Annotated in this window: 34 protein-coding genes; all 34 read left to right on the plus strand. The window is 54.2% G+C overall.

All coding sequences use genetic code 11. The annotated features are described in order from the left end of the window. Positions 1 to 103 precede the first annotated feature (103 nt). The 34 genes from ACJ8PL_RS06135 (at position 104) to ACJ8PL_RS06300 (ending at position 24,390) form a co-directional block, all read left to right on the plus strand. Positions 104 to 286: a DUF4222 domain-containing protein gene (locus tag ACJ8PL_RS06135; RefSeq protein ID WP_075686568.1), complete on the plus strand. Its 183-nt coding sequence runs from the start codon at positions 104 to 106 to the stop codon at positions 284 to 286. Continuing rightward, positions 283 to 1,305 (plus strand): helix-turn-helix domain-containing protein, encoded by a 1,023-nt coding sequence (locus ACJ8PL_RS06140; RefSeq protein ID WP_442530934.1) that lies wholly within the window; start codon positions 283 to 285, stop codon positions 1,303 to 1,305. The genes ACJ8PL_RS06135 and ACJ8PL_RS06140 overlap by 4 nt, the downstream gene beginning before the upstream one ends. Then, a complete protein-coding gene (locus ACJ8PL_RS06145) occupies positions 1,302 to 2,276 on the plus strand; it encodes a DUF968 domain-containing protein (RefSeq protein WP_442530936.1) in 975 nt (324 codons plus the stop codon). Before ACJ8PL_RS06140 ends, ACJ8PL_RS06145 begins: the two co-directional genes overlap by 4 nt. Next, on the plus strand, positions 2,273 to 2,467 hold the full coding sequence (locus tag ACJ8PL_RS06150; RefSeq protein ID WP_442530937.1) for a hypothetical protein: 195 nt from the start codon (positions 2,273 to 2,275) through the stop codon (positions 2,465 to 2,467). Before ACJ8PL_RS06145 ends, ACJ8PL_RS06150 begins: the two co-directional genes overlap by 4 nt. Next, positions 2,464 to 3,300 (plus strand): antitermination protein Q, encoded by an 837-nt coding sequence (locus tag ACJ8PL_RS06155; protein ID WP_442530938.1) that lies wholly within the window; start codon positions 2,464 to 2,466, stop codon positions 3,298 to 3,300. Before ACJ8PL_RS06150 ends, ACJ8PL_RS06155 begins: the two co-directional genes overlap by 4 nt. A 195-nt stretch (positions 3,301 to 3,495) precedes the next feature. Continuing rightward, positions 3,496 to 3,768 carry a type II toxin-antitoxin system Phd/YefM family antitoxin gene (locus ACJ8PL_RS06160; RefSeq protein WP_442530939.1) on the plus strand — a complete coding sequence of 91 codons (273 nt, stop codon included), beginning with the start codon at positions 3,496 to 3,498 and terminating at the stop codon, positions 3,766 to 3,768. Further along, positions 3,768 to 4,175 carry a type II toxin-antitoxin system death-on-curing family toxin gene (locus tag ACJ8PL_RS06165; protein WP_442531040.1) on the plus strand — a complete coding sequence of 136 codons (408 nt, stop codon included), beginning with the start codon at positions 3,768 to 3,770 and terminating at the stop codon, positions 4,173 to 4,175. The genes ACJ8PL_RS06160 and ACJ8PL_RS06165 overlap by 1 nt, the downstream gene beginning before the upstream one ends. Before the next feature lie 656 nt (positions 4,176 to 4,831). Continuing rightward, positions 4,832 to 5,188, plus strand: a complete 357-nt coding sequence (locus tag ACJ8PL_RS06170) for a phage holin family protein (protein ID WP_442530941.1) — start codon at positions 4,832 to 4,834, stop codon at positions 5,186 to 5,188. After that, positions 5,178 to 5,570: a M15 family metallopeptidase gene (locus ACJ8PL_RS06175; RefSeq protein WP_442530942.1), complete on the plus strand. Its 393-nt coding sequence runs from the start codon at positions 5,178 to 5,180 to the stop codon at positions 5,568 to 5,570. Before ACJ8PL_RS06170 ends, ACJ8PL_RS06175 begins: the two co-directional genes overlap by 11 nt. Further along, positions 5,567 to 5,953 carry a hypothetical protein gene (locus tag ACJ8PL_RS06180; RefSeq protein ID WP_442530943.1) on the plus strand — a complete coding sequence of 129 codons (387 nt, stop codon included), beginning with the start codon at positions 5,567 to 5,569 and terminating at the stop codon, positions 5,951 to 5,953. The genes ACJ8PL_RS06175 and ACJ8PL_RS06180 overlap by 4 nt, the downstream gene beginning before the upstream one ends. Further along, on the plus strand, positions 5,913 to 6,140 hold the full coding sequence (gene lysC, locus ACJ8PL_RS06185) for an Rz1-like lysis system protein LysC (protein ID WP_442530945.1): 228 nt from the start codon (positions 5,913 to 5,915) through the stop codon (positions 6,138 to 6,140). The genes ACJ8PL_RS06180 and lysC overlap by 41 nt, the downstream gene beginning before the upstream one ends. Further along, positions 6,106 to 6,303: a hypothetical protein gene (locus tag ACJ8PL_RS06190; protein WP_089180404.1), complete on the plus strand. Its 198-nt coding sequence runs from the start codon at positions 6,106 to 6,108 to the stop codon at positions 6,301 to 6,303. Before lysC ends, ACJ8PL_RS06190 begins: the two co-directional genes overlap by 35 nt. A gap of 123 nt (positions 6,304 to 6,426) precedes the next feature. After that, positions 6,427 to 6,708, plus strand: coding sequence for an Acb2/Tad1 domain-containing protein (locus tag ACJ8PL_RS06195; RefSeq protein WP_442530947.1), 282 nt, complete (start codon positions 6,427 to 6,429; stop codon positions 6,706 to 6,708). A gap of 276 nt (positions 6,709 to 6,984) precedes the next feature. Then, a complete protein-coding gene (locus ACJ8PL_RS06200; RefSeq protein ID WP_420286682.1) occupies positions 6,985 to 7,440 on the plus strand; it encodes a hypothetical protein in 456 nt (151 codons plus the stop codon). Positions 7,441 to 7,774: 334 nt separating this feature from the next. Then, positions 7,775 to 8,329 carry a terminase small subunit gene (locus tag ACJ8PL_RS06205; protein ID WP_122078345.1) on the plus strand — a complete coding sequence of 185 codons (555 nt, stop codon included), beginning with the start codon at positions 7,775 to 7,777 and terminating at the stop codon, positions 8,327 to 8,329. Continuing rightward, positions 8,304 to 10,229: a phage terminase large subunit family protein gene (locus tag ACJ8PL_RS06210; protein WP_442530949.1), complete on the plus strand. Its 1,926-nt coding sequence runs from the start codon at positions 8,304 to 8,306 to the stop codon at positions 10,227 to 10,229. The genes ACJ8PL_RS06205 and ACJ8PL_RS06210 overlap by 26 nt, the downstream gene beginning before the upstream one ends. Position 10,230: 1 nt before the next feature. Then, entirely contained in the window at positions 10,231 to 10,437 is a 207-nt protein-coding gene (locus ACJ8PL_RS06215; protein WP_026142328.1) for a phage head-tail joining protein, read from the plus strand. Then, the gene (locus ACJ8PL_RS06220) at positions 10,434 to 12,035 is read left to right on the plus strand and encodes a phage portal protein (RefSeq protein ID WP_171884967.1); all 1,602 of its coding nucleotides are present in this window, start codon (positions 10,434 to 10,436) and stop codon (positions 12,033 to 12,035) included. The genes ACJ8PL_RS06215 and ACJ8PL_RS06220 overlap by 4 nt, the downstream gene beginning before the upstream one ends. 19 nt (positions 12,036 to 12,054) lie before the next feature. Further along, complete coding sequence (locus ACJ8PL_RS06225; protein ID WP_442531042.1) at positions 12,055 to 13,332, plus strand: S49 family peptidase; 1,278 nt, start codon at positions 12,055 to 12,057, stop codon at positions 13,330 to 13,332. An 11-nt stretch (positions 13,333 to 13,343) separates the two neighbouring features. Continuing rightward, entirely contained in the window at positions 13,344 to 13,676 is a 333-nt protein-coding gene (locus ACJ8PL_RS06230) for a head decoration protein (RefSeq protein WP_171884968.1), read from the plus strand. Positions 13,677 to 13,735: 59 nt separating this feature from the next. Continuing rightward, on the plus strand, positions 13,736 to 14,773 hold the full coding sequence (locus ACJ8PL_RS06235) for a major capsid protein (RefSeq protein ID WP_171884969.1): 1,038 nt from the start codon (positions 13,736 to 13,738) through the stop codon (positions 14,771 to 14,773). A gap of 53 nt (positions 14,774 to 14,826) precedes the next feature. Continuing rightward, positions 14,827 to 15,237: a DNA-packaging protein FI gene (gene gpFI / locus ACJ8PL_RS06240; RefSeq protein WP_442530951.1), complete on the plus strand. Its 411-nt coding sequence runs from the start codon at positions 14,827 to 14,829 to the stop codon at positions 15,235 to 15,237. Between the two features lie 9 nt (positions 15,238 to 15,246). Continuing rightward, positions 15,247 to 15,612, plus strand: coding sequence for a head-tail joining protein (locus ACJ8PL_RS06245; protein ID WP_197788644.1), 366 nt, complete (start codon positions 15,247 to 15,249; stop codon positions 15,610 to 15,612). Between the two features lie 4 nt (positions 15,613 to 15,616). Continuing rightward, complete coding sequence (locus ACJ8PL_RS06250; protein WP_420286670.1) at positions 15,617 to 16,273, plus strand: hypothetical protein; 657 nt, start codon at positions 15,617 to 15,619, stop codon at positions 16,271 to 16,273. Between the two features lie 7 nt (positions 16,274 to 16,280). Further along, entirely contained in the window at positions 16,281 to 16,835 is a 555-nt protein-coding gene (locus ACJ8PL_RS06255) for a hypothetical protein (protein ID WP_430969633.1), read from the plus strand. Further along, positions 16,828 to 17,448, plus strand: a complete 621-nt coding sequence (locus ACJ8PL_RS06260) for a phage baseplate assembly protein V (RefSeq protein WP_442530952.1) — start codon at positions 16,828 to 16,830, stop codon at positions 17,446 to 17,448. The genes ACJ8PL_RS06255 and ACJ8PL_RS06260 overlap by 8 nt, the downstream gene beginning before the upstream one ends. A 32-nt stretch (positions 17,449 to 17,480) precedes the next feature. Further along, complete coding sequence (locus tag ACJ8PL_RS06265; RefSeq protein ID WP_442530953.1) at positions 17,481 to 17,840, plus strand: GPW/gp25 family protein; 360 nt, start codon at positions 17,481 to 17,483, stop codon at positions 17,838 to 17,840. Then, the gene (locus tag ACJ8PL_RS06270; RefSeq protein ID WP_197763124.1) at positions 17,815 to 18,729 is read left to right on the plus strand and encodes a baseplate assembly protein; all 915 of its coding nucleotides are present in this window, start codon (positions 17,815 to 17,817) and stop codon (positions 18,727 to 18,729) included. Before ACJ8PL_RS06265 ends, ACJ8PL_RS06270 begins: the two co-directional genes overlap by 26 nt. Beyond that, complete coding sequence (locus ACJ8PL_RS06275; protein WP_442530955.1) at positions 18,719 to 19,867, plus strand: phage tail protein I; 1,149 nt, start codon at positions 18,719 to 18,721, stop codon at positions 19,865 to 19,867. Before ACJ8PL_RS06270 ends, ACJ8PL_RS06275 begins: the two co-directional genes overlap by 11 nt. Next, entirely contained in the window at positions 19,867 to 21,213 is a 1,347-nt protein-coding gene (locus ACJ8PL_RS06280; protein WP_442530956.1) for a phage tail-collar fiber domain-containing protein, read from the plus strand. Before ACJ8PL_RS06275 ends, ACJ8PL_RS06280 begins: the two co-directional genes overlap by 1 nt. Continuing rightward, positions 21,210 to 21,941, plus strand: a complete 732-nt coding sequence (locus ACJ8PL_RS06285) for a tail fiber assembly protein (protein WP_442530957.1) — start codon at positions 21,210 to 21,212, stop codon at positions 21,939 to 21,941. Before ACJ8PL_RS06280 ends, ACJ8PL_RS06285 begins: the two co-directional genes overlap by 4 nt. 48 nt (positions 21,942 to 21,989) lie before the next feature. Next, positions 21,990 to 23,531 carry a phage tail sheath family protein gene (locus tag ACJ8PL_RS06290; protein ID WP_442530959.1) on the plus strand — a complete coding sequence of 514 codons (1,542 nt, stop codon included), beginning with the start codon at positions 21,990 to 21,992 and terminating at the stop codon, positions 23,529 to 23,531. After that, the gene (locus ACJ8PL_RS06295) at positions 23,528 to 24,034 is read left to right on the plus strand and encodes a phage major tail tube protein (RefSeq protein ID WP_311266506.1); all 507 of its coding nucleotides are present in this window, start codon (positions 23,528 to 23,530) and stop codon (positions 24,032 to 24,034) included. Before ACJ8PL_RS06290 ends, ACJ8PL_RS06295 begins: the two co-directional genes overlap by 4 nt. 56 nt (positions 24,035 to 24,090) lie before the next feature. After that, positions 24,091 to 24,390, plus strand: coding sequence for a phage tail assembly protein (locus ACJ8PL_RS06300; protein WP_442530961.1), 300 nt, complete (start codon positions 24,091 to 24,093; stop codon positions 24,388 to 24,390). Positions 24,391 to 24,415 lie beyond the last annotated feature (25 nt).

Genomic DNA, 24,415 nt, shown 5'->3' on the forward strand with positions numbered 1-24,415 from the left:
CCGAGCAGTTGCAGCTGGTCGGCAATCACTTTTCTAACTGGGAGTTTTGCAATGAACAGCCTGATTGTTATCGATATGTCGGTATCTCGTCAAGGGTTGAAAAATGTCAGGCTCGCAAAGCACTGAGCTCGATCGGTATTACACGGACTGGCGGGGCGTGCAGGTTCACGTCATCCGCTGGGATCGGGTTGAGCGCCAGGTCATTTTCACGCGAGAGGGTTATCCGCATGAGTGCATGCAACCCCTTGAGAGGTTCAAAGAGAAATTTAAGCGGGTCGAAGTATGAGCATGAACCTGATGGCGCAGGCTATGAGCATCAAAGTGGGCAACCCACTGCGCAAGTTGGTGCTGATCAAGATAGCTGATAACGCGAACGACAAGGGCGAGTGCTGGCCTTCATATCAGCATGTCGCTGACCACTGTGAGTGCAGCAAAAGCGCTGTACGGGCGCACATTGAGGCATTGATAAAGATGGGTTTACTCACCAAAGAGAACCGCCTGGGCGTGAACAACGGCAAGGGTAATACCTCGAATCTCTACTATCTGACACTGGATAACCCTGTTCCGTCAGAAAGCATAGCCCCCTGTGCCGTCAAAAAGCATAGCCCTATGGCGTCAAAAAGCACAGGGGGGTGCCAGCAGGTGACACAGGGTGTGCCGTCAGAAAGCACACCCCCTATGCCAGCAGATGGCACCAGAACCAGTCACTCTTTTGAACCAGTCATTGAACCAAAAGAAAATCCCCCCAAAGCCTCCCAAGGCGATGCTGCAGCAGAGAACCCATCAGCTGAGGCTGGGGAAGTTCTCGATTTTCTGAATGAAAAAATTAAAGGCAGGACGCCAAAGCGTGCCGACACGTTGCGTGAGATTACCGAGCGCCTGGCTGAAGGCAACCGCGCCGCCGAACTGAAGCTGGTGGCTGAACACCGCGCAAGTCTGCTTCTGGGCGATCCGAAGATGGGTCACATGCTCAGCGCCAAGATGATTTTCGATGCCATCCGGTTCGGTGGGTATCTGGCAGCTGCCAAAGCCTGGGATCGTCAGCGCAGCTACAAAACCGCTATGGCCGAAGCAGTCGAACAGCAGCGCCAAGAGCCGGTGGCCGGTGACGCGCCGGAGATTGATTTCGATGAGGCTTTCGATCGCCTGATCCGTGATGCAGCGATGCCAGAAAATGACGCTGAGAAACGCGCGCAGCAGCAGGTACGCAAGAACGGATTTGGAAACGTGGACGAGAGCAAGGCTCGCCAGCAGTGGCGCCCAATTTTAACCAGAGCTTACGCAATGTCAGGAGTTCAGGCATGAGAGCGATAGTCAAAGCAGCTGTGCAGCGTGATCTGGGTATTGCCCTGATCCCGGTAGACGAAAAGCTGGCGCCGTACATGACAGGCCGTGTGATGGTTACCACGTTGCCGGAAGAGTTCAAGAGCTCGCCTGAAGGCATTCTGCCGGCAGTGGAGCATGAGATCGCCAATGACCCGCGCCTGCAGGATTTCTTCAAGCATGAGCGCGTCACAAACGCCTGCGGTGGGGTTAACGCGATTGAAGCCTGGGCGACGCAGTTCACGAAATGCCAGTACAGCAAGCATGATCGGCCGGCGACGATTCTGGACACGGAACGGGTAGGGCATTCAGCTGTTCGCATCTGCCCACAATGCTACAAACAAAGCCTGGGTGTATCACCGAAGATTGAAAAAATCGCTGCTCGCAACACGGCTCGCTGGGTGGTAGCAACGGCCAAACATCGCCTGAAGTCTGAGGGGCAGCTGACAATCCCAGAGCTGATGCTGTGGGCCATGCTATCCGGTGTATTCGACCTGATCCCCGATGACGTCGCGCGCACCGTCACCGACTTGCCAGAGCCGAAGGTTATCACCGGCACCCGAAAGGAATCCGAGATGGACTGCACGCCGGCGGCCACTGCGATTATTTCCAAGCAGGCGGTCAAGTGCTTCACCGTGGATCCTGAACCGCCCAAGGCCTTCCTGCTGCGGCCGAAGCTTACCCGCGTAGAGGACAGCAAATACACCCGTTGGGTTAAATCACAGAAGTGCCTTGGCTGCGGCGCCCGAGCTGATGACCCTCACCACATCATCGGCCACGGTTTGGGCGGGATGGGAACCAAGCCAAGCGACTACCTGACAATCCCGTTGTGTCGCACCTGCCACCGCAATTTGCATGACGAGCCCGCAGCGTGGGAAGCCGAGCATGGGAGCCAAACAGATTTGTTCGCTCAGTTCTTTGACTACTCGGTATGCATGGGAGCTATCTCATGAAAGAGGTGACCATAACACGCCAGCAGTACCGGAACGTCTGCGATGCGCTGCTCAACACAGCCAATCTGAACGAGCAGCTTTTGCTGCTTTCTACCGCCGACAAGCGATCGGAAAAAGTTCACCGCCAGGCCAGCAAGCTATTACAAAAAATTCGCCAGCAACTTCAGGAAGCCGTGGGAGAAAAACAATGAGATTAGAGTCGATTCCGAAATACTTTGCACCGAAATCACCGACATTTAGCGATTCACCGCGCGCGACGGCTTCGGATTCTTTGACCGGTACTGACGTGATGGCGGCATTCGGGATGTGCCAGGCGCAAGCTGAGTTTGGCCTGGCAGCGTTCCTGGGTAAAGTGGGCATAAGCGAAACGGATAAGGTGAAAGCTGTAGTGCTGTTGGCAAAGCATGGTATGGCGTACTGCGACAAGTTCGCTGCAATCCGCAAGCTGCCGGGAGAGGTAAAGGCCAGAGTGGTGCTCACGTTGGCTGTGTTTGCGTATATGGATTACTGCCGTAGTGCTGCCAGTGAGGTGCCCTGTGATGCGTGTGACGAGGGGTTCATAGAGGAACGGAAGTTTGTCATGAATAAATTGGCTCAGGCTCACGACACGTCCTATAGCTTTGTTCGTGGAGACCTGCCCGCGTCAATTACGCTAATTGAAGGCCGGGAGATGCTGGTGAAGCACACCTTCTATGATGTTACGCGCAAGGTGTGTCCGAAATGTAACGGCAAGCGAGTCATCAAGACGGCGTGCAATGATTGCCGTGGGCGCTGCGTGGTGGTCGACAAAGCTGAGTCAGAACGGCAGGGCACACCAGTGAAGAAACCATGCAAGCGCTGTTCTGGGCGAGGATATGAACGCCTACCGGCATCGAAAGCCTATAGAGCCATACAGGAATATATTCCCGATCTTCCTGAATCATCTTGGCGCTGTCTCTATAAGCCATTCTACGAACAGCTTATTACTGAGTGCGAAAAGCAAGAATCAATAGCAGGGGATCAGTTGTCGAAAGTGACGAAGTGAGCACTTTATCGATATTTTTGATTTTTTTAGTGGCTGTTTCTTGCGTTTTTGCGGTTTTTGTGGAATCATTTCTCTAACGATGGGTGTTTTGCGCCTGACGTTGATTGACCCGCCTCCGTGCGGGTTTTTTTGTATCTGGTGGTTGTATTGTGAGCTGATTGAGATATTCTGTACATGTACAGATTGGAGGTCAGCATGAAAACGATTAGCTATACCAAAATGAGAGAAGAACTGGCTGATGTTCTGGATGCACTCCGCAACGGAGAAAGCATCACAGTAACTCAACGCGGACGCCCTGATATTACAATAGCCTCCGCACAAGAGCCGCGTCGCTATATGGGCATAGAAAGTAAAAGTATCTTTAGCTCGGTGTTCAAATCTAACAGTAAACGTGTCAGTTTTGATGAGGCCAAGGAAAAGACTAAAAAGAAACACGCTGGCATCATTAAAGCGCTGGAGGATAAGTGATGGCGATTGAGTTTCTTACCACGGAGCAGGTTATAGATATTCAGTCGTCAACATTACCTAATAGTGGTCCGCCTAACATGGATCTTCTTGAAGGTGCATTGAATCGTATTCATACATTGCATCAATATGAAGAATGCGACGATGTTTTTATGTTAGCGGCGATGTATTTGGTTGCGATCGCTAAGGCTCATGCATTTAACGATGCGAACAAGCGCACAGCGTTTCAGGCTGCTTCTATCTTTTTAATGATGAATGGTTTTGAGCTCGGAACGTCGTTTAGGTTAGTTAAGCTTACAGTTATGGCCGCAATGGATAATGCAAACATGCGTGATGTTGCGTTTTCCTTAATGCTTCTTTCTGACTATGAAGATCATCTGATGGCTGACTATCCAGAAGAATACATTTAGCACTAACAGCAGAAGGGCGCATTTAGTTTTGATACGCACTATCGAACCCTTTGGTGGGGAGTTTCTGAGTGCGCCCCTCTGATGAGAAGTGACAGCCGGGAGAAAGACCGGCATCTAGCCCAAGCCTTGGCATCCGCCGGGGCTTTTGCGTTTTGGTGGATCAGATTTCGACTGCTGGTGGTGTTTTCCAACGGTAGTAGGGTTGCTGGGGAGTTTAAAGTTATATTTAGTTAATCTTCCATTAGAAGTTTCTGAAAAATTAGGCTGCATGTTCTAATTTAAAATTCACTGAGATAGCATCTAACTTCTACGGTGAATCCCCCTAGCGGAGGGGCGAATCAGTAATGTGTCAATGCTTAAAAGACGCGAGCCATGGATGCTGGACAAAGGCTCATCGGGAGGCACCCGGCACCGTAGAGTTAATCATTAGAGAAGCGTATTCAGTAGACAAGCATTAGTTAATCCCTGCCCTGGGGTTTGCTGAGTGCGCCCCTTTGATGTGACCGTCGGGAAAGACCGATTATCCTAAGTGCGCAGCGATCGCGTTGCGCGTGTAATTCTTAGGGTTAATTGCTGACAGCCGGGAAAGACCGGCACCCAATCTTAGCCCTGGCATCCGCCGGGGCTTTTTACTTTCTGAAACCCGGAGTCGGGCAATGAATAATCAACACCTGCCGCCGGGGTTCCTGGAGGCTACTTTGCTGTGGATGAAAACTAATGCACCTGTGCTTTATGGTTCGTTCGCTGCGTTCGGCATGGCTACCTTGCTGACCTTGCGTGATGGCAAATCGTGGCTGGATGCGCTCTATGCTGGGGCCATTTGCTTGCTGATCTCTCTGGGCGTTATCAACTCCCTGGAGCTATTCGGAATGAGCCAGGACAACGCGTTGCTGATTGGCGTCGTGATTGGTGGCATCGGTGTGGAACGTTGCCTGGCAATTCTCCGCACTTTTTCCAGCATGAAGACCCACACGCCAATGGATGAAAAGGAGAAGCCTAAAAATGACGTCTAATTACCGTTTCAGCCAACGCAGCGAGAAAAACCTGGTTGGCGTCAATCCTGCGTTGGTAGCGGTTGTTCGCCGGGCTCTTGAGCTATCGTCTGTTGATTTCGGTATCACTGAAGGGCTCCGTAGCCGTGAGCGTCAAAAAAAGATGGTTGCCGCTGGTGCCAGCCAGACAATGAACAGCCGCCATTTGACGGGGCACGCGGTGGATGTGGTTGCATATTTGGGCGCCAACATCAGCTGGGACTGGAAATATTACGAACAGATCGCCGCAGCGTTTAAACAGGCCGGCAAAGAATTGGGGACGGTGATCGAGTGGGGCGGCGACTGGAAAACCTTGAAAGACGGCCCGCACTTCCAGCTGGCGTTTCGGGATTACCCTGCATGAGCAGTTGGCTGCAAAAACTGATGCAGGGCGGGTTGGTGCTGTTATTGCTGGCTGCTATCTGCCTCGGCAGCTACAGCGCGTTATTGTCGCATCGGCTGGAGCTGACACGCCAACAGGTTGTAGAGCAGCAGAAGACGCTGGCGCAGCAGTCAGGACTGATCTCAACACTGCAAGAACAAGAGCGGAAGAATAGAGCTCTAGAAGCAGCACAACAACAACGAGAACAGCAGCTGCGTCAGCAGGCCGAAATCTATCAAAGGAAGTTTCAGGATGCTATCAAAAACGATGAGTGCGCCCGTGGCCGTGCTCCTGACGCTGTGCTTGGCCTCCTGCACGGCACGGATGCCACCGCCACCGGCCCCCATCATCCTGTTACCCCCTGAATCTACATTTAGGCTGTGCGAGCGCCCGACGTTGCAGGGTAATACCTGGGGGGACATCGGGAGCTATGCGCTGGCACTGCAAACAGCTTTATCAATATGCGCCGGCCAAGTGGTCACGCTGAATCAGTGGCGGGAAGCCGCCGGGAGAAACAATGAGCAAAATCGTACTTACCCTGGAACAGATTAAAGAGCTGGCACGTTTCGCAGAAGAGGAAGGCCAGCCGTCCTACACCATTACCACCGGCACTATTCCGGAGTTTGAGGCTGAGGATGGCGAGATGGTTGAGGAGTACAACGGCCTGATTGCTTATTCGGATTCGGAAGAGCACAGCGTTCTGCAATTGGGGTGAATTTATAAAATTCTGCAAAGGGCATTCACCGAATGCCTTTGACAGAATAAACACACCGAATTCTCGCGTGGTGTTCAACTGCATCGCCGGGGTTATATCCAACGAACCAGCAGGAAGTTCTATATGAGCGAAGCTAAACCGCAAGACGGTAGTACCGTGAAGGGATACCGCACTTTAACGCCAGGTGATATTGAGCGCATGAACCGTCTCAAAGATGCCAGCCGGCACTTTTGCAATCTGATCGAAACTGAGCGTGATGAGGTTGCAGCTGAGTTAAGTGAAACGGGAAATCACTCAGCTGAAGCGCATGAGGCCGCACGTTGCCTGGCTATCGCCCACACCAAGATGCAGGAAGCCTGCATGTGGGCCTGTCGTGCGGTGGCCCGACCGGATTCTGACTGCTAATACCAACGGTATTCAAAGTGGCCGTTACGAAGGTCATCGATAATGCATTGTACCAAGGATGGCACAGTAGTTTTCAATTTTATTATTGGAAGTAATTTCTTAATGTAAATGCATCTGATGCGAAAATTATCTACAGATCAGATGATGTTTGAACTTAATTATCATGAGATTCTGGCATTTAAAAAATATGTCTAATAAGGTAGTTGTGCATTTTTATATGTTTTTATCACCTGGTTATTTAAGTTCCAATGGAAAACTCACATTAAGGATTTTTGTATGAAACTATCTGTTTATAAAGATGCAGTGAACCTTGTTGTTGGTGGAGTGACGACAAATCTTCCCAATGGGATTATTAATGTTGGCTCTGATTTTTCAAAACAAAAAGCGTTTCATGAAGATGAACGTGTTTATCGCTCCAAAACAACAGTTGAATTAATTAGTAAGTATGGCGATGAGATCCCTGCTTTCCCAGATACTCATATCTCTGCCAGCTTGCGTTACTTGCCAATGGATGCGGAAGAGAATCCATTGCCATATTCATTAGCTGTTGTTAGCAGTAATATTTTTGAAAATGGTAAATCTCTTCCAGCGGCAACAGTAGAGCTTTGGGTGTTTGGTAAGGTTGCCAATTTTTATTCGTTAGATCAGGGGTATATTATTGAGCGAGCACCGGATACAAGTTTAGAGGTGTCGGTAAACTTTACCTGCTCTTTTCCCGATAGCATTTCGTAATAAAGCGTGAAGCAAGAATGACTAAACCCGCTCCGGCGGGTTTTTTTATCGAAAAGCAAGGGTTAAAACAAGACTGGATGAGCGTTGCTATCAATTTTCATGGGTCCTTCCTGGGGTTCAAAACACCGAGGGGCGCTAGACTCGCGAAAAGTCGCTATTTATGAGCTTTTTGGACGCGGATCCTACTTCCTTCTCACTTGATACCTAACGCATTGTTTTTACTTGATTCACCTGTGGCCAGAGCGGGAAGTGATCCTATCGAGATCCTCTCGATTTTCGGGAAATCACTTCCCGGTTAAATAAATGTTAATAAAAAGGAGTTTCGGGGGGATTTATGAATGTAACAAAGGCACAACTGGCGGATCTCTTCGAAGTTTCAACGCGCACGATCACCACATGGCAATCGCAAGGAATGCCGGTAGTGGCCGGCGAGGGGAACGGCGGTAAAGGCGGGGAAAATACCTATTCGACAAAGGACGTTATTACCTGGTACGCCGACCGCGAGGCCTCGCTAGAAAACGAGATATTGCGTAAAGAGCTGGACGCCCTGCAGCAAAGCGGGGATGAGGCCTTGCAGCCCGGCACTATCGATTATGAGCGCTACCGTTTAACCCGCGCTCAGGCCGACGGCCAGGAATTAAAGAATGCTAAAGACTCCGCCGAGGTAGTGGAAACCGGCTTCTGCATGTTTGTCCTGTCAAAGGTCGCGGGGGAGATTGCCGGCATTCTTGACGGTATTCCTCTCTCAATGCAGCGGCGCTTTCCTGAACTGGAAAATCGGCATATCGAATTTTTAAAGCGGGATGTGGTGAAAGCCATGAATAAAGCGGCTGCGCTGGATGAAATTCTTCCGGGGTTGCTGAATGAGTATATCGAACAAACGGATTGATCGGCTGCGTTATTGGGTTGCCGCCGGTCTGCGCTCGCTATTCCGCCCCGTTCCTATGACGGCGGTAGAGTGGGCAAACGAATATTATTACATCCCCAAAGAATCCTCCTATCAAGAGGGGCGCTGGGAAACGATGCCGTTCCAAGTTGCGATCATGAACGCAATGGGAAGCGATGACATTCGGGAGGTGAACCTGATTAAGTCGGCGCGCGTCGGCTATTCAAAAATGTTGCTGGCCGTCGTGGCGTATTTTATCCAGCACAAACAGCGAAACGGGCTTTTGTGGCAGCCGACGGATGGCGACGCTGAAAATTTTATGAAGTCGCACGTCGAACCGACGATCCGCGACGTGCCCAGTCTCTTGGCAATGGCTACCTGGTACGGAAAAAAACACCGCGACAACACGCTGTCGATGAAGCGTTTTTCGAACGGTCGGGGTTTCTGGTGCCTGGGGGGTAAAGCGGCAAAAAACTACCGTGAAAAATCGGTCGACTATGTCGGCTATGACGAATTGGCTGCTTTTGATGAGGATGTGGAGAAGGAAGGCTCTCCGACGTTCCTGGGCGATAAACGCATAGAAGGCTCAGTGTGGCCAAAGTCGATACGCGGATCTACACCAAAAATCAGGGGCATATGCCAGATAGAACGCGCCGCCAGTGAATCCGGGCATTTGATGCGTTTTCATGTGAAATGCCCGCATTGCGGCGTGGAGCAGTTTTTAAAGTTCGGCGATCGTGAAACGCCCTACGGTTTTAAGTGGGAATCAGGGAAGCCGAAGACGGTTTTTTATCTCTGTGAGCATAACGCCTGCGTGATACGCCAGCAGGAACTTAATTTTAGTGATGCGCGTTATATCTGTGAAAACACGGGCCTTTACACGGCTGATGGCCTCCGCTGGTTCGAATCGACGGGGCAGGAGGTTGATCCCCCTGAATCAGTATCCTTTCACATCTGGACCGCTTACAGCTCGTTTACTACCTGGGCGCAAATCGTTAAGGACTTTAGAAAGACGAAGGGCGACCCGGGCAAGCTGAAAACGTTCACCAACACGACGCTTGGCGAAACCTGGGCCGAGGAAGTGGGGGAGCGTCCGTTACCTGAAACCCTGCTCGAACTGGCCGAACATTACCGGGCAGAAGTGCCCGATCGTGTGGTTTACCTCACCGCCGGCATTGACTCCCAGCTTGATCGTTATGAAATGCGTGTGTGGGGCTGGGCGCCAGGTGAAGAGGCATTCCTGATCGACCGCGTGATTATCATGGGTCGGCACGATGAAGAGGAAACGTTGCTGCGTGTTGATGAGGCCATCAACAAACAGTACCAGTTAGCCGACGGCACGATCATGACCATTGGCCGCGTTTGCTGGGACTCTGGCGGTATCGATCCGGCGATTGTTTATAACCGTTCGAAAAAGCTGGGCCTCTTCCGGGTAATCCCGATCAAGGGAGCCAGTGTTTATGGGAAGCCTGTGGCCAACATGCCGCGAAAGAAAAACAGTCATGGCGTTTTTCTGACAGAAATCGGCACTGACGTCGCCAAAGAAGTCATTTACAGCCGCTACAAACTGGAGCGCTCCGCTGATGGCTCCCCCGTTCCTGGGCTTATCCACTACCCGAATAATCCGGCGGTTTTTGACCTGGCCGAAGCCGAGCAGATGACGGCAGAGGAACTCATAGAAAAATATGAGAAAGGGAAAATTAAATTGCTCTGGGACGCCAAAAAACGCCGAAACGAGGCCCTCGACTGTTTTGTTTATGCCCTGGCGGCTTTGCGTATCAGCGTTTCGCGCTGGCAGCTGGATTTGGATGTGTTACTGGCCAGCCGTCAACAATCACCGTCCGGCCAGCAGGCCAGAAGTAATAATGACCTCGCCGCTATTGCGGCTCAATTGGGAGGATAACGTGGCGACACTGGCACAATTGGAAGAAGCCCGAAAAGCCTTACACGAACTGCTAACGGGTAAACGTGTGGCATCGATTCAAAAAGACGGGCGCGCCGTGACGTTCACCTCCGCCACGTTAAACGAGCTGCGCGCCTATATCTCCGATTTAGAGGTTCAACTGGGGTTAGCCAGTCGGCGCCGAGGTCCGGCGGGGTTCGGGGTATGAATAAAAATCCAACCTTACTTGGCCCGGATGGCGCTACGCCGCTGCGTGAGTACGCTGGTTATACCGGTGGCGGTGTGGGCTTTGGTGGCCAAATTGCCGGCTGGCAACCGTCGTCACAGAGCGTAGACGCCGCATTACTGCCGCAATTTGAACGGGGGAACGCCCGGGCGGATGACCTGGTGCGAAATAACGGCTACGCAGCCAATGGTGTGCAATTGCACCAGGATCATATCGTCGGCTCCTTCTTTCGCCTTAGCTATCGGCCAAACTGGCGATATCTCGGTATCGCTGAAGAAGAGTCTCGGGCGTTTTCTGACGAGGTAGAAGCGGCCTGGCGAGAGTACGCAGAGGACCCTGATTGTTGCCTGGACGTGGAGCGCAAACGAACCTTTACGATGATGATCCGTGAAGGCGTGGCCATGCACGCGTTTAACGGGGAAGTCTTTACCCAGCCTTGCTGGGATCGTGCTCCGCATCGACTGTTTCGCACGCAGTTTAAGATGGTCAGCCCCAAACGTATCCGAAACGCACCAGGAGTGCTCGACAGCAATACACAGCGGGCCGGTGTTTCGCTGGACAAATATGGTGCCGCCATTGGCTACAACGTGGTGGATGACAGCTATCCGAGCTGGGGCACCCGCCGTGTTTCCTATGTGCCCCGTGAGCTGGCAAATGGTCGGCCGGCGATGATCCACATCTTTGAACCCCTGGAGGATGGCCAGACGCGTGGTGCCAACCGGTTTTACAGCGTGATGGAGCAGATGAAGATGCTCGATACGCTGCAGAACACGCAGCTGCAGAGTGCGATCGTTAAGGCGATGTATGCCGCAACCATTGAATCTGAGCTGGATACAGAAAAGGCGTTTGATTACATCCTGGGGGCGGGGAACGCGCAAGGCCAGGAACCCCCGATGAATAAATTCCTGCAGCAATACCTGATTTATTACCAGGCCGCGCAAGTGAAGTTTGGCGGTGCCAAAGTCCCGCACCTGTTCCCTGGGGACAAACTGGAACTGAAAACCGCGCAGAACGCGGATAACGGCTATTCAGTCTTTGAACAGTCGCTGTTGAGATACATCGCCGCCGGCCTGGGGGTGTCCTATGAACAGCTTTCCCGCGATTATTCGCAGGTGAGTTACTCCAGTGCCCGGGCATCGGCTAACGAATCCTGGCGTTACTTCCTCGGCCGCCGCAAGTTTATTGCGTCACGCCAGGCGAGCATGATGTTTTCCTGCTGGCTGGAAGAAGCCTTGATCCGTGGGGTGGTAAAAATGCCGTCCCGTGCCCGTTTCTCGTTCAGTGAGGCGCGATGCGCCTGGAGTAATTCAGAATGGATCGGCGCCGGTCGCATGGCCATTGATGGCCTGAAAGAGGTGCAGGAGTCCGTCATGCTGATAGAGGCGGGTTTAAGTACCTTTGAAAAGGAGTGCGGCAAGCTGGGCGAAGATTATCAGGACATTTTCCGCCAGCAGGTCCGGGAAGCAGAAGAACGCAAGGCCGCCGGCTTAACGCAGCCTGCGTGGGTGGCTGCAGCTTTCCAGGCTCAGCTGCAGAACTCAACACAAAACGAGGGAGGTCAGCGTGGATCAAGCGCGTAACTTGCCCCATATCGCCAGTATGGCACTCAATGAGCCGCTTTTATTAGAACCCGCCTATGCGCGGGTTTTCTTTTGCGCGTTGGGTAACGAGCTGGGCGTGGGGCGCCTGATTGATGGCACAACAAACACGGTCTTATCACCGCCGCAAATGACGGAATTAGCCGCGTCTTATGGGCCGGGGCGAGTGACTGTCTCGGATAACGGCTATGACATCCAGGGGCGGATCGCCATTGTCCCGATATCAGGGACATTGGTCAGCAAGTCCGGCTCTTTGCGTCCGTATTCTGGTATGACCGGCTACAACGGGATTGTTTCCCGGGTGACAGCGGCAATTAACGATCCCGACGTTGACGGGGTTTTGCTCGATATGGACACCCCGGGCGGGATGGTCGCCGGCGGATTTGATGCGGCCGACATTATCGCCCGCCTGCGTAATCAAAAGCCGATATGGTCATTGGCCAACGATATGAACTGCAGCGCCGGTCAGTTGCTGGCCAGCGCGTGCTCTCGGCGATTAGTCACGCAAACGGCTAAAACCGGCTCTATCGGCGTCCTGATGGCCCACAGTAATTACGCCGGCAATCTGGAGCAAGCCGGGGTTGATATCACCCTGATTTTTGCTGGTGCTCACAAGGTGGACGGGAACCCCTGGGAAGCCTTGCCAAAGGAGGTCCGGGCAACATTTCAGGCAAAAATGAACGCCATCCGGCAAGCCTTTGCGGAAAAAGTATCGGGCTATACCGGTATTTCCGTTCAGGCGGTGCTCGATACCGAAGCGGCCGTGTATACCGGCCAGGAATCGATAGACGCAGGTCTGTCTGACGAACTGGTTATCAACACCGATGCGTTAGCGGTCATGCGTGAGGCTATCAGCAACTCAAAAGTAACCCGGTCTATAGGAGGCCAAATGTCAGTAAATCAAACCCAAACCGCAGCGGATACGCCAACAGGATCAGAAGTGGCTACAGCACAAACGGTAGCGGATCCGGCAGCGGCTCAGCCCGCAGGAAATGTAACAGCGGCCGTTAATGATGCCATTCAGGCCGAAAATGCCCGCATCATGGGGATTTTAGATTGTGATGAGGCGAAAGGCCGTGGCGCTTCCGCGCGTGCCCTGGCAGCCACGCCAGGCATGACGGTAGAAAATGCCCAGCGCATTCTTGCCAGTATGCCGGAAAGCGCTCAGGTGCGGACTGAAACGGGACTTGATCGCCTGATGGCCGATTCTCCCGAAGCGCTGGGGCAAGTGGCTACGGCCAAGACCGATATTGACGATTTAATGAACACCCCGGTGTAAGGAATCCAAGAATGGTAAATCAAGAAGAGTTTAAGCATGTTCAGCCCCTTGGTGGCAGCGATGCGGCACATACCGCGATCGGCATTAGTGGCCTTACTGCGGCAACGCCGGCGCTCACCCCGCTAATGTTGAAAGAAGACACTAACACGCTGGTGGCATGGGATGGGGCAAAAGCAGGGACGGCCGTTGCTATTTTGGCGCTGGCCATCGATGGCCCGCAACCGAAAATCACGTACTACAAATCCGGTACATTCCGGGTTGAGGAAGTGCAATGGCCAGAAGCTGCGGCCACTGATGAACTGAAATTTAACGCCTTTGCCGGTACGGCTATCAGCGTTAACTAATAGCTCACGATCACCACTTTATAACCGCGCCTGGCGCGGTTTTTTTATGAGGAAAACTCATGTCCCAATCCATGTACTCGACGAGCAAATTGATCGCCGTCACTGAGACAAAATTCAAGTTTGACCCGCTGTTTCTGCGTATTTTCTACCGTGAAAGCTACGAATTTGATAGTGAAACCGTAGACCTGGCCAAGATCCCCGGCGAGGTCGCAATGGCGGTTTATATCTCTCCAACGGTTGAGGGTAAAGTGCTGCGTTCGCGTGGCGGCCTGACCACGCAATTTAAGCCGGGCTACGTTAAGCCAAAGCACGAAGTTAACCCGCAAATGGTGCTGCGTCGTCTGCCAGATGAAGATCCGGAGCAGTTGAAAGATCCCGCTTATCGTCGTAATCGCATCATCCTGCAGAACCTGAAAGATGAAGAATTGGCTATCGCCCAGGTTGAAGAAAAACAGGCTGTCGATGCGGTGATCAGTGGCAAATACATCATGACCGGCGAAGCGTTCGAAGAGGTCGAAGTAGACCTGCAGCGCGACCCGGCCAACAACATCACGCAGGCTGGCGCCGGTCGCTGGTCTACCCAGGACAAGGAAACCTACGACCCGACCGGAGATCTTGAGGAGTACGCGCTCAATGCGTCCGGGATTGTCAATCTGGTTGTGATGGATCCTAAAGCCTGGTCCCTCTTCCAGTCTTTCAAAGCGGTGCAGAAAAAGCTCGATACCCGCCGGGGATCTGTGGCTTACCTGGAAACCGCGTTGAAGGATTTGGGCAAAGCGGTATCGGTTAAGGGCATGTATGGCGATGTGGCCATCGTGGTTTACGTTGGCCAGTATATCGACCCTAAGACCCAGAAAAAAACCAACTACATGCCTGAAAACACCTTTGTGATGGGTAATAACGAGGCGCGGGGTATCCGAACCTATGGCGCTATTCAGGATGTTGAGGCGCTGAACGAAGGCATTACCAAGGCCCGCCGTTATCCAAAAAACTGGATTCAAACGGGCGATCCGGCGCGCGAATACACCATGACGCAAACCGCGCCGCTGATGCTATTGGCTGATGCCAATGAGTTCGTGGTGGTGAAAGTCGCTTAACCCATCCTGTAGGGGCTACGGCCCCTTTTCCCCTGTTTTAGAGAGAGAACACAATGGCTGCTAAAGACGATTTGATCGCCAAGCTGGGCGAGTTGGGCAAGGTGCTGGGCCGTGAACTGAGCACGGAAGGAACTATCGCAGTTTTGCAACTGCGTATCCGCGAAGCCGAAGAGGAAATCGAGGCTCAGGAGGAAGACGGCGACGGTACAGACGGTGGCACCGGTGGGATCTCTGGTGCCGGTCCGTTGCTGCAGGCGACCACCGAACAACGCCAGCCAATGGCGCCAAAATCAGAAGGCGAAATCGAGTGGGTAACGGTCCGCGTGCTGACGACGTTGCACATCAACGCCTTGCATGAGACGCGCAATCAACCGGTGAAAATGGCGTATGCCGGCGATACGGTCCGCGTGCTGGATTCGGACGTGGACGAGCTGGAAGACGCTGGCTACGTTACAGAGCTTTAAGGGGGCGGCATGGATGGGTTCGATAACCTTTTTGATGAGGCTCTTTTCGATGCTGACAGCCGAATTATTGAGGCGATGGGGCGGGAAATGAAGGTGTTTATCAATGGATCGCCGACGCCTGTCCGTGCCGTTTTTGATGAGCCGGCCGCTGATACTACCCTGCCTTATGGCGCCGCCACGGTCCAGGACGTCGCCCCTCGTTTATTTGTAAAAACGGCGCTGATTGCAGGCCTGAAGCCTAAAGATCGGGTGGAGATTGGCGCGGAGGCCTTTTGGGTGGTGAAGGTCGGCCCGGACGACACAGGAACCTGTGTTGTTACATTGGCGCGCGGAGTGCCAGGGAAGCCCGCGCCGGCGATCGACAAATGGAGTTAATGATATGGCCCGAGCAAGCAGGTTAAGGCGTGATCTGCCGTTTGATATCGATCTGCAGGTGCTACAGCGAATAGCCGTTTCCGCCGGCGCGAACCATAAGCAGTATTTGCGCGCCTACTCCCGGGCATTAAACCGTACTGCCGCGACGTTGCGAAAGCGTGTCGTTGCCGATATGAAGGCCGGCATAGCGCCGCGCAACCAATCCATGATCCGCCGGCGTCTCCTGTCGTTTCGCCTAACCCGTGGCTCCCAGCTGGACGAGGGTAAATTGTGGTTTGGTCTGAATGCTATCAAGGTGAAGGACTTGAAAGGCCGGGTAAAAGGTCGGATCCGGCCTCATCATGACCGTCGGGACCCGAGAACGGGGCGATTTATCGCAGCCAGGCGCCGGGCCGCCGCTGAAGTTGGGTTTGAGCCTAAAGGGGCCTTGCTGGCTGCAAAAAACTTCCCTGATGGTGAAGTGGGCCGAACGCGCGCCGGCCGTCGGACAGTATTGATCCGCGACCCTCAGACCCGCCGCGCAAAAGAGGCCGAGGTAGATATCTATGCTCCGATGCTGGATTACATCGAAGACAACGCATTTTCGGACGTGGCGCGGATTTTCTTCCATCACTTTGAAACGGATTTAAAAGGCCGCGTGAAGGCGCGGATCAACGTGTGAGGGGTTTATGCCAACACCGATTTTAATGGCGAGCTATCACGACGCGATATTGTCCGCACTGCGCGAAATTGAGTGGGTGGCCAATGCAGATGATTACCCGGAAGTAGTGACGCAGCTGGAAACGCCGGCGGTGTATTTGTCGATCGCCGGCTGGGAAAATGCCCCCGGTTCGGATGGCCAACTGCGCGTTGAGTTTGAGCATGATCTCTTTGTTGTCGTTGACCGTGCCGGCACAAACGAAATCACAAAGCCCCAGGTTTACATCCGAACGGCAGCCGCGGACTTGAGTCAATGGATCCAGGGGAGAACGTTTGGGCTTGAGGGGTTGGAGCCGGCGGAGTTTGTCAGAGCTGGCCCGGATGAATTTGATATCGCAATGGATGATTATATCGTCTGGCGTATCACGTTCAGCCAGGTGGCCGCGATGGGCGAGGATCCGTTTGAGTCGAAAGCCGGGCCATTGAAAAAGGTCTTTCTGGGCAAGGCGCCAAACATCGGCCGCGCGCACGTTGACGATTATCGCCTTATTTACGAGAAAAAAGAGGGCGCCGGCGATGAGTGATGACGTGTTATCAGACCTGCAGCGCCGAGTGGCCAACATGGTCCGACGAGGGGTTATTCATTCGGTAAAGCACGGCCCGCAGCCATTCTGCCGCGTGGAGATTGGCGAGAATATTACAACCTGGCTCCCGTTATGCCAGGGCTTCGCCGGCGCCTATCGCAGTGACTCAAACCCCTGTGCAGTGGGCGATCCGGTTACGGTGCTCTCAGAAAGCGGGGAGCTGAATAACGGCCGTGTTTTCCCGGGCTGGAATACGGGCGCCATGCCGGCGCCAGAAGGCAGCGACGCGGAACACATCACCCGATTCAGCGACGGCGCCGAGTTCCGTTACAACCGCGAAACGCACGCTTTTACGTTGACGCTCCCCGAAAACGGCACCTATGAAATTATCGGCAAAGGGACGTTGCGCGGGCCGGTAGAAATAACGGACACGCTGACGGTGAAAGGTAAAACGGAACTGCAGGCAGACACTGCCGTTGCCGGCGACCTGTCCGCCACGGGGGATATTTCCGACGGCAAAAGCACGCTGACGCGGGTCAGAGAAATTTTCAACGACCACACACATCCCGATCCCCACGGTGGGGACACCGATAAACCGAACAACCAAATGTAACCCGCTCCGGCGGGTTTTTTTATGGGGGCACTATGCAGGGAGTTAATGCGGCCAGCGGTAAGCGCCTGGCAGGGACAGCGCACCTGCGCCAGTCCGTCTTTGACATTCTGACAACGCCGATCGGTAGTCGCGTTTTAGTTCGAGATTACGGGAGCCGCCTGTTAGACCTGGTGGACAATCCCCAGGACGAAAGCACACGCGTGCATATCATCGCAGCGACTGCCGGCGCCCTGGCTCGCTGGGAGCCACGCCTGCAGGTTAAATCGGTGACGGTGCAGTTTTCCGGCGCCGGGCAATTTGACCTGACGATTTACGGCATCAACACAGAAACGGGCTACCCGATCACTTTGGAGGAGCTAACGATAAATGGCGACCAATTCCGCAACGATTAACCTGTCGGAGCTGCCCGTACCCGATGCGGTTAAGATGCCCGATCCGGCGCTGATTTTTGCCGGCTGGCTGGCGCGGCTCCGTGAGCTGGACCCGGTTTATGATGCCTTGCTGGAGTCTGACCCCGTTTTTAAACAAGGGGAAGTCCTGGCGTATCACTCAACGCTGATCCGCCAGGGTATGAATGACTCCATTCGGGCTGTATTGCTGGCCAGCGCGAAAGGGAATGACCTTGACCAGATCGGCGCCAACTTTGATGTGGAGCGGCTGCTGATAAAGCCCGGGGATCCGAGTGCGGTCCCGCCGGTTGAACCGGTATACGAAGATGATGAGGCATTTCGGACCCGAATACAGCTGGCGTGGTCCCGATTAAGTACCGCCGGCGCTGAAAATGCGTATACGTTTTTTGCCGCGTCTGCCGATCCCGATGTGCTCGACGTCCGCGCATACGGCCCTGAAGATCACCAGCTTCTCGGCGAGGTCTATCTCTATGTGTTGTCCCGCACCAACGGGGGGATCCCTTCGGCCGAGGTGCTGAAGAAGGTCGCCGAGGCGGTCAATAAAAAAGAGGTTCGGCCGCTGACCGATTTTGTCACGGTAAAGCCGGCGGAACTGGTGGATTTTGAAGTGACCGCAGATATCCAGATCCCCTACGGCCCGGACACTGACACGGTGATGAAAGCGGCGGAGGATGCGCTGGACAAGTACCTGGCCATTGTTCACCGCCTCGGCCGGCTGGTTTCGCGTTCGGCCATAGACCGTGCCTTACATCAGCCCGGGATAGTGACGGTAAAGCTGCTTTCACCTGCTGCAGATATCAGCATGGCAATGGGGCAGGCGCCGCGATGCTCAAAAGTCACGCTGCGTAAGGTGATCATCAATGCCGAATAAATTTAAAACCCTCCTCCCGCCCAATGCCATTCCGGCAGAGCGCGCGCTTGAGCAGGCGACAATTGAAGAGGTGATCTCTATCCCGGACCTGATCCGGATAGTGAAAAACCCGGCGTTATGTCCCGTTGAACTGCTGCCGTGGCTGGCGTGGGAGTTCAGCGTAGACACCTGGAACACGGATTGGACGGAGGCGGAGAAACGGGCGGCTATTGCCCGTGCTGCCTATATCCATCGGCACAGAGGTACGCGGGCGGCGATCGAAATGTCGTTGTCCTCCTCGCCGTTCGCCAGCGATGTTATCGAGTGGTTCGAAAAGACGCCCCGGGGGGAGCCTTACACGTTCTCTCTTGAGGTGACGCAGGACGACCGGCCGATCACGTTGGGCGATGTGCAGGACCTGAAAAGCGCGGTGATGAAAGGGAAGAATTTGCGCTCCTGGTTCGATGTGACATTTAAGGGGAACCTGGACGGCAAGGCGATTTTAGCCGGCTACATGATAGCGTCGGAGTCATTCTCAATCATACCCGTATTTGAATTTATCGGCGTACATATCAACGGCTGGATGACGTCGGAGTTTGCGCCTACATCGTCGTTTTATGGGGCCGTTTATACGCTGGTAACACAAGGTAATTTTGGCGCGATCACCTGGCACGTTACAGGCCCGGCGACGGTGGCCAGTGATGGAACAGTAACCATTACCGGCCCCGGAGCTGTTGCTATCACGGGGACGGATGCCCGGAACCGCTCGATAAGTCATGCGATCAACCCGGCCCGTTACTTCATCCCCACACCTGCCGATATTCAGCTTAGCCAGTCTGAGATGCCCGCGTTTATTGAAAAACAGGGCGGCAGAATGTGCCTGGTTGAGGATTTAATTCGCTGGCCGCAAGCCGGCGGAACAAAGGTCCGCGAAATGGGGCATCTGTGGGGGGAGTGGGGAAACATGACGGCCTACGGCTGGCGAAAATTTTGGATGGGGTCGACCTCGGAAGAGGCCCGCTGGGTCACAGGCTCCCCGGGGAGTCCCTCAAGCTTCAGGCGTTTTGTGCGGTTGACCTCTGCAACATTCGGCAGTGTTTCGCCGTGGGACCCTAATGATTATTCGACGGCCGCCGTGATTGAATTGGAGAAAAACTAATGGCTTCAGGATTAATTTTAACCGCCGTCGGGGCCGAGGCGATAGAGGCGGCATATCAGGCCGGCGAGGTGGTCACTATCCCGATCGTCGCGTTCGGTGATGGTGGCGGGGCCCCTGTGACCCCTGACCCTGCCGTAACCAAACTGGTCAATAAATTTGGGGATGTGCCCTTTACGCAGGGCGAGTCGGGTAGCGGCATGATTGCCGGCCAGGCGGTGATTAACGCCCGTAAGCACCCGGGTAAAGTAGTCCGGGAGTTTGGGCTGATGAGTAGCGCCGGCGTTCTGATTGCCTATGGCGCCTATCCAGACACCTACTTACCGGAACAAAATGACTCGATCGTAAAAGAGCTGGTGGTGAACTTTGCTATGCCGCTGGTACATGCCGAAAGCGTGGTGCTCGAGATTGACCCCAATATTTCGGTGCTGACGATTGAAGAGGCTGACGCCCGCTATCTATTCAGGAAGGGAGACACAGCGACGGGTGATCTGGGCGCGCCAATGTTCCAGGCAAACGGCACGAACGGCATACCGGCCGGCTCAGGCATGTACAAGGAGCAATTGGACAACCACGCCCCATTTTATTCGCCTGATTATCACTGGTCAGTGACACCTGGAAGCACTTATATCCCGCTGGTTAAAGGGCGAGGGACTCGAAAAGGCAAAGGGTGGCCGACGGCCGTTAGCTTTGGCTACCTTATGCCCGGTACAGATATGCACGCTCATCCTGTTATCCACGCAATCGGTGATAGCGGGATGGAGTGTATTTGGGAGTTTGATACACAGAGCGGGGGGCTGAGAAGTAAAGCGGGTACGTTCGCGATAGAGGAGCTGCAGCCGATCGTTCCGCTGCCTTTTTCTGGTGACACCCCACCGATAGATCATGCCTTCATGGTTGGGCAGGCTTTCGATAAAAACGCCTATCCGCGCACGGCGCAGGCGTTCCCGTCGGGTATTTTTCCCGACATGCGAGGCCGGACTATTTTGGGGAAACCCGATGATCGCGGCCCGCTATCGTTGGCTGATGGTGAGGTTAAGAGCCACGGCCACAACGGGGAGGTCTATGCGGCTGATTTAGGGTCGCGAGAAACGAATGAAACCGGTGGTTATAGTCCTCGCCTGCGGTCTTATCCGTCCAATACTGCGTTGGATGGCGGTACGAGCAACAGGCATTCCGTTGATCAGTCAAAAGAGTTTACGGACTACGGGTTAATTGAAGGGATTCCGCCTCATAAACACTCTCTTTGGCTTGGTCCGCACGGCCACGGCCTGCGCATCGATGCGTTCGGTGCCGCAAAAAACACCGTCGATAACATTGCCTTTAACTACATCGTGAGGCTTGCATGACTGATAGTTTTGAATTTTCTGATAGCCCGCGCTGGGTATGGGTTTACCGTTTTGATGATGCCGGCATTTTCACCGGGTCGCTCAACTTTTACGTTGCGCCGCATACCGGCTTACCGGCGAATTGCACGCCTGTGAAGTGCAGCCCGAAAGCTGGCCAGGCGGGAATATGGAACGGGGAAGGCTGGAAATATGTGGCCGACGTGCGCGGCGCTACATATTGGGATGAACAGGGCCGGCCGTTTGTCATGATGGAGCTGGCCGCATTTCCTGAGTGGGCAGTAACCGAAGCGCCGCCGGCGCCTGAACCTGGCCACGTTGTGTTGTATACCGCCGGCGCCTGGCAGCAAGTTGAAGATCGTTCAGGGCAGACGTATTACACCGCCGACGGGAGTCCCCAGTTGGTTCCCAATGCTTATTTTGTCCTCCCTCCTGATTGCACCTTTACCGCGCCGGCGTCGCAATGGGACCGCTGGGACGGTGAGCAATGGGTAACAGATACGGATGCTATGAAGCGGGCCGCCGTAGAACAAGCGACGGTAACGAGGCTGCAGCTGCGGCAGCAGGCAGATCGGCAAATCGAATTGCTAAACGATGCAGCAGAAACGGGAATTGCTGCCGCCGGCGATGAGCAGCGCCTGGCTGCGTGGAAGAAATACCGCGTGATGTTGAGCCGTATCAGCCTCGACACGGCCCCAGATGTTCCCTGGCCACCATTGCCAGCTGAATAACCCCTCCCTTGACCGCCGCCGGCGGTTTTTTTATGCCTGGAGATAACAATGGCAGAATTACATGGTGTTGAAACGATAGAGCTGAATAGCGGATCTGTTGCTGTGACGACGATTCAGACCGCGATTATCGGCCTGGTGGGAACGGCGCCGAACGCGTCGAAAGGCTCGCCGGCCAGTGTGACGACCGGGACACCGTTACTGGATAACGAGCTGGTATTCAGAGCGGTAGACCCTGGCCGCCAGGGTAATCAGTACAGTGTTGAAGCTGTCGCCGGCGCCACCGGCGTGAAAACCTCGGCCAGCTATGCGGCCGGCGTGCTGTCGATCATCTTGGCTGCAGATGATAAAGGCGCTGTGACTGCGACGACGGCCGACGTGGTGACAGCGGTGAATGCCGTGGCCGATAGCAAAATCAAGGCCGAAGAAACGACGGCGGCGGGGATTGTGGCGCCATTCACTGCCCTGTTAACCGGCGGGACCGATGAGCCGTTTCCTGTCAATACGCCTGTTGCCGTCATTGGGGGCACTCAACTCAGCGCCCTCGGTGCTGGTGGTACGCTGGGCGAGGCGATCACGGATATCACCGATCAAACGAACGCGCTGATCATTGTCGTGCGTGCAGCTGACAAAGAAGAAGGGAAGTCCGCCGGCGTGCTGAGCACTGAGAAAGGAGAGGCCTTAACTACAGAGGGCGGCGCCAAACTTCTTACAGAGCAAAAATTTGATGTTGACGTGAATACCCGGGCCAGCTTGATCGCCGCAATGGGTTCCTGGTCGCAAAGTGAATCAATCACCGGCTACCGCCCGCGGATCTTGATTGCCCCGGGGTTTAGTGAAGATGACGCGATCGGGAAGGCGCTGGAGACGGCCGCAAACAAATTGCGCGCGGTGGCTTATGTTGATTGTGAGTCGATGGCCACGCCGCAAGAGGTTGTGACCCGCCGCCAGATGTACGGCGCACGGGTTGAGCTGTTACGCCCCCGCGTCTCGAAAGTGAAGGCCAACGGTGAGATCGCGTTTCGCCCTTACTCCGCCTGTGCGGCCGGCCTGCGCGCCAAAATCGACCTGGAAAAGGGCTGGTGGTGGAGTAAGTCGAATCAGCCGATCGCCAATATTCTCGGTGTTGAACAGGTTGACGAGTTTATTCTCGGCGATCGCAACTGCCAGGCTAACCTCCTGAATATGGAAAACGTCACAACCATTATCCGCCATGATGGTTTTCGCCATTGGGGGAACCGCCTTTGTATCAAGCATCCGCAATGGCAATTTGAGTCTGTGCGCCGAACGGCTGACGTTATCGAGGACAGCATTCAGGAGACTGTATTGCTGTACGTCGATCGCCCGCTGGACCTTGAAAACATCGATGACATCCTTGGCACGATTAACTCCTACATGCGCACACTGACCAAGCTCAAAGCCATTTTTGGCGGGCGCGCCTGGCTGGATGAGGAGCTGAACACTGCCGAAACCCTGGCGGCTGGCGAAGTCTATATCGATTACGATTTTGGGCCGAAGTCGCCGACCGAGCGGATCACGATGCGGGTCCGCATTAACAACAAATATGCTGTAGAGGAGCTGGGGACTGTATGAGCCAACCAACAACGTTAAGGGCCTGGACGTTTTTCGCCGGCGGTTTCCGTATTCAGGGCGCGCATGAGTATACGCCGCCGGAACTGTCGATTGTTAAAACGGACCTGCGTACCGGCGCGCAGGACGCGCCGACGCCGATGGATGACGGTATGGAGGCGCTCACCTGTCAGATCAAGTTTTACGGCATCGATGCGGACATGTTGTCCCGCTTTGGTTTTGTGACGGGCAACCGTAACCGCTTTGCGGCTTACGAGGGCTATCTCAGCAACGGCGGTGCGCTGGGGGCGATTGACGAAATTGAGGGCTTTGTCTCGAAGATCACCCCTGACGCCCGGGACAATCAAACGCTGTCTGAGAAGGCGACAACGGTCGAAATCGCGATCAACTACTACAAGCAAACCCTTGAAGGCCGCGAGCTGTTCGAAATCGACACAGAGCGCTTTATTCGCCGCGTGAACGGCGTGGATCAGCTGCGCGGTATCGCCGCCAAAATCCGCCTTTAAACCTTTCCTTATCGCTGACAAGCGGCCTCCGGGCCGCTTTTTTATTGGAGTTTTTTATGAGCTATCCAGCCAATACGAAAGAAATCAAGTTTTACTCCCCGCTGACCCTCGAAAACGGCAACCAGTTAACCCATGTGCTCATGCGGGAGCCGCTGGTGCGTGACCGTATTGAGTTCTCCCGGATGAAAGGGAATGACCTGGAGAATGAAGTGGCCATGATCGCGAATCTTTGCAATATGAACGTTGCTGACGTTGAGCGCCTGACTTCGGCGGACTTCTCCCAGCTTGAGGACATGTTTAACGATTTTTTGCTGCCGCCCGACAAGCGGGGGAAACCGAAATCCAGCAAGGGCTAAGGCTCCTGGGGCGCCGGCTGCATTA

Origin of the sequence: Serratia sp. CY83965 (assembly GCF_052166375.1) — a bacterium.
Lineage (GTDB): Bacteria > Pseudomonadota > Gammaproteobacteria > Enterobacterales > Enterobacteriaceae > Serratia > Serratia marcescens.